Origin of the sequence: Pseudochrobactrum sp. AO18b (assembly GCF_000409565.1) — a bacterium.
Classification (GTDB): domain Bacteria; phylum Pseudomonadota; class Alphaproteobacteria; order Rhizobiales; family Rhizobiaceae; genus Pseudochrobactrum; species Pseudochrobactrum saccharolyticum.
Map to the genome: position 1 here is coordinate 1 of NZ_ANNO01000027.1, position 4,007 is coordinate 4,007.

A 4,007-nucleotide genomic window follows, 5' to 3' on the forward strand; every position below is an offset into this window, starting at 1 on the left:
TCGTCGGTGAAATTAGCTTTACCCATCGTAAGCTCCTTGCCTCTTTTTTAAGTCACAAGGTGTCTACAAATCTAGGGGCTATTCAGCTGGTCGAATTGCTAAAAGAACGTGATTTGCATGATCTCGACATTGTAGGCTCGCCGGTCCGGTTGGCGCCGCTTAAGCCGTCCTACTCTTGGTGGCAGCGAATGGTCTGGGCCGCTGTCAATGACAACAATCAGCGCGTGGAAAAACGCTGTATAAAGCGGCGCAATGAAGGAAGAGCCGACGCTCTGAAAATTGTGACAGGAAGTTGGATGGGAAACCTTCATTTCTTCCGGAAGACCGGGTTAAGTTTCAACACCACCCTTGGTTTAGCAGGAGGAGAAGATTGGCGTCTTTATGAGGATGCAAAAAAATTGGGGGCTAGAACCGGTTGGACTCCTCATGCTATTGCATATGAGACTCTGCCTGCCGCGCGCTTGTCGCTGACATATTATTACCGCAGGGACCGAGATCACGCCTGTATGGTCTTTATGGAACGGTATCGAAAGGATCCTTTTATGTCCGTACTTCGGCTGTTTGGATCAATATTCGTCAGAATTTATAAGACCATTATAGCGCTTTTTATGCTTCCATTCCGCCCCAAGCGGGCGCTTTTGGCATGCGTTTATCATATCGAGAGTTCCGTGGGGTTCATTCGCGCATGTCTGGGAATAGAATCACATCATTACCTGAAAACAGATGGAAATTGACTGATGATGTTCGACCGCACCGAAATGATTTATCAAGACGTTAACACACGAGGGACTAAGGGATTTGATGCGATAGTTTCAGCCGAACAAAGTGTGGTGAACTGCTGGACGCAACTATGCTACAAGCGCTGTAAATTGTTGTTAGTGTGAAAGCGGGCGGTTGATCCGGAATTGCCTTGCAGCTTTCGCAATATATGAATCAACTCTCTACCGGGCAGTGTGATGCTGGCAGCGACACCAGAATTGATGTGGAGTATGGATCGTATCCGTCGTTGCACACGGCGACAATCTCCTCGATGGTGTTGTTCGTGTATTTCCTTGACGGATGATGATGAGCTTGCCACCTTATCGCAACTAGAGCGGTTCCGGTTAAAACGGAATCGTAGAACCGCTCTATTTAGTTGTTTTTACGCATTATCCTACGCTAAACCGCTGCGCGCTTTTGCTGGAAATGCTCTAGTTCTCAGCAGCACATTGCATGGTGGCAAACCGATTGGTCTGGCTGCAGTCCATTGTGATCTTCTTTGGGCGTCATGCCGGACCGGCCCCATCCGCATAAGCCAGCTTTCAATAACTTCTACCTGAAAAACTGAAAGGACGTTGCATATGTTTCGCTTGATACTCCCCTTGGCTTTTATTGTCGCAGGTGTTCTGTCGGGTTGCCAGACGCTCGATGATCTGGACCGGGAAGCTTATCAACGCGCTTGTGATAATCTCGAAATTCCACGCGGCACTTCCGAATATTCCCAATGCATGTTGCAGCAACAACAGATGGACAACGAGAATATTCAGCGCTCCATGGATCGCCAGACAGAAGAGCGTCTTATCAAGAGGTTGTAGCCGATCGGCGTGTACATAGTGCACGCCGATCTCACTGAAATGAATGAACTCCCCATGAGACAATGAGATTATCCAAACCGATATCCCTGCTTGCTGCGTTTTTGATTTTTTCCTTTTTTTTCAGTGCGGTGAGCAATAGCCTGGCACAGCAACAGGCCGACCCCTCCGAACCGTTGATCGCCGGGGTATATATCAGCGCGCCTTTTGTAACCAAGGACGGCCAGAGTTATTCCGGCATGGCTATCGAGCTCTGGGAAAAATCGGCCAAGGCCCTTGGCCGTCAATACGAGTACCGCGAATATCCTTCTTTTGAAGCCCTGATTGCGGCAGTCGAAAACGGCGAGGTGCAGGCCGCGATATCGAACCTTACAATCACGAAGGAACGTGCGGCTCGAATCTTGTTCTCGCAGCCCTGGTACGATGCCGGTTTGAGAATAATGGTCGCCAAAGACAGCGGCGGTGGCTTTTGGCAGGTGATCAGCGGTCTTGAACAGGCAGGCCATTTGCGCGCCATGCTGTGGCTTGTATCATTCATCGTCATTGCGACGGTTTTTCTCGCATTCTTCTATCGCAGGTTCGACGAAACGTTTCCCCGTCAATGGCATGTCGGATTGGCCGAGAGCTTCTATGAAGTCATGTCGGTTGCGACTTCTGGAAAGATCACTCGGCCTAATGTTCTTGGCTGGCTTGGCCGCATTTCTGGCGGACTTTGGATGGTGTGCGGTGTGGCGGTCATTGCCTATGTCACATCGTCCGTTTCCAGTGTGATGACTGCGCTTTCACTCACGCACCAGATCAACTCTGTTGCCGACCTGCCCGGACGAACAGTTGGTGTTCTTGGTGGCAGCGTGGCAGAGATCTATGGTCGTGAATTACGTCTTGATATTCGAAGCTATGAAGGTACCCAAGACGCCCTTGACGCTCTTCGGAACGGAGACATTGAGGCGATAGTCGGGGATGCGCCAGTGCTTGAATATTACGTGCACTCAAATCCGCATAGTGCGCTGTCGGTCGTTGGACCGATTTTCCATCCTGACAAATATGGTTTCGGCTTTCAGCACAATGATCCCATCGCCCATGAGGTGACTTTGCAGATATTGGCCGAACAGGAGACAGGAGAACTTGGCGTTCTCCGTCGCAAATATTTCGGAAATCAATAGTAATAATCGGAGAAGGGTAATGATCAGAACCATCACGGCGGCAAGTGTCGCACTTTCTGGAACAATGTTTGTGCCGCATCTTGTGGGAGAAGCGCAGGCCCAGACCACAGTTGAATGCCGATCCCGCAATTATCAATATGATGAGTGTTACGCCGGCCCTCTTTCCAAGCCGCAACTCATTCACCAGATCTCCGGGTCGCCTTGCATTCTTAACAAGACTTGGGGCTATAACCCGAACAGCAAGTACGTGTGGGTGGCGCAGGGCTGCTCCGGGGTCTTTGCAGACGTAGGCGGTTATCACCATGGCCGCGGGGATGGTTTCGATCCCGGTGCCCGGATGTATGACCATCGGGGACATGATGTTGGCGCCGTTGCTGCGGGAGCCGTGCTTGGCGCAATTATCGCAGGCGTGGCGGAAGATGACAAACACAAGCATCATCACACGACCAGCAACTATCGCGATCATGACGGCTATAATGGCTGTCACGGTATTGGATGCACACTGGATAACCCCGACGACGAAATAGATGATCGTCCGCAATATGACAAAAACGGCGAACCAAATTTCGATACAGATGGCAACTATATCGGTTGTCACGGGATCGGTTGCCTAGTCGATGACCCGGACAACCCGGACTAAGCAGAGGCAGGTAAGCAGTGGGCTCGGTTTGGGGTTATCAGAGGGGTTGAACCATTAGGCTCAGCAAACCGCGTCCAATGAGATTATAGACAGAAGGCCACTTTGCTGGCAACGGAGGATGGTACCATTATGCGGAGCACGGGACTTGTAGCCAGAACTGCCCCCTACCCTGTCCGAAAACGTCCGATTGCGTACAGGGGCAAAACACCCTGTCCACAAATTATCTTGACAGGTTTTCGAACAGAGGAGATATTTCGGACATCCTATTCGGACGAAATGAGCCCATGCCACGTACCTTTGCCTATGTTCGCGTATCCACGACCGGACAGACCACCGAAAACCAGATCCAGGAAATTAAAGCTGCCGGTTACCATATCGAGCCGCGCCGGATCGTCACCGAGACGGTTTCCGGCAGCACGGCCATTGCGCAGCGCCGTGGTTTCTCCCGATTATTGGATAAGATGGAGGCCGGTGACATTCTGATCGTCACCAAGCTCGACCGCCTTGGTCGTGATGCTATCGATGTAAGTAGTACCGTCAAAGCCCTCGGCTCTGTTGCAAAAAATATAGTTGTCAAGGAAAGCCCCTCGTTCTCTGCTGTCAAGCGGTCTGACCTTGTAGATTCTGGGCGAG

5 protein-coding genes and 1 pseudogene are annotated in these 4,007 nt (G+C 51.0%); 5 read left to right on the forward strand and 1 reads right to left on the reverse strand.

What is annotated here, in order from left to right; all coding sequences use genetic code 11:
• The coding region (locus A918_RS21945; RefSeq protein WP_022709322.1) for a hypothetical protein at positions 1-734 on the forward strand (734 nt) is incomplete at its 5' end.
• 114 nt (positions 735-848) lie between these two features.
• Here the strand turns inward: A918_RS21945 and A918_RS22260 are convergent.
• Positions 849-1,079 (reverse strand): annotated as a pseudogene (locus tag A918_RS22260) (IS6 family transposase); the annotation flags it as partial.
• A gap of 261 nt (positions 1,080-1,340) precedes the next feature.
• On the opposite strand from A918_RS22260, the gene A918_RS0101390 reads away from it, so the two are divergent.
• The 4 genes from A918_RS0101390 to A918_RS19110 form a co-directional block, all read left to right on the forward strand.
• Complete coding sequence (locus A918_RS0101390) at positions 1,341-1,574, forward strand: hypothetical protein (protein WP_022709323.1); 234 nt, start codon at positions 1,341-1,343, stop codon at positions 1,572-1,574.
• A gap of 62 nt (positions 1,575-1,636) precedes the next feature.
• Complete coding sequence (locus A918_RS0101395) at positions 1,637-2,734, forward strand: transporter substrate-binding domain-containing protein (protein ID WP_022709324.1); 1,098 nt, start codon at positions 1,637-1,639, stop codon at positions 2,732-2,734.
• 19 nt (positions 2,735-2,753) lie between these two features.
• Positions 2,754-3,374: a DUF3011 domain-containing protein gene (locus A918_RS0101400; RefSeq protein ID WP_022709325.1), complete on the forward strand. Its 621-nt coding sequence runs from the start codon at positions 2,754-2,756 to the stop codon at positions 3,372-3,374.
• 284 nt (positions 3,375-3,658) lie between these two features.
• On the forward strand, positions 3,659-4,007 hold a 349-nt coding region (locus A918_RS19110), incomplete at its 3' end, for a recombinase family protein (protein ID WP_022709326.1).

What these genes read in the sequence shown, in the direction of transcription:
- A918_RS0101390 (WP_022709323.1), top strand. Translation starts at nt 1,341, where the DNA reads ATGTTTCGCTTGATACTCCCCTTGGCTTTTATTGTCGCAGGTGTTCTG.
- A918_RS0101395 (WP_022709324.1), top strand. Translation starts at nt 1,637, where the DNA reads ATGAGATTATCCAAACCGATATCCCTGCTTGCTGCGTTTTTGATTTTT.
- A918_RS0101400 (WP_022709325.1), top strand. Translation starts at nt 2,754, where the DNA reads ATGATCAGAACCATCACGGCGGCAAGTGTCGCACTTTCTGGAACAATG.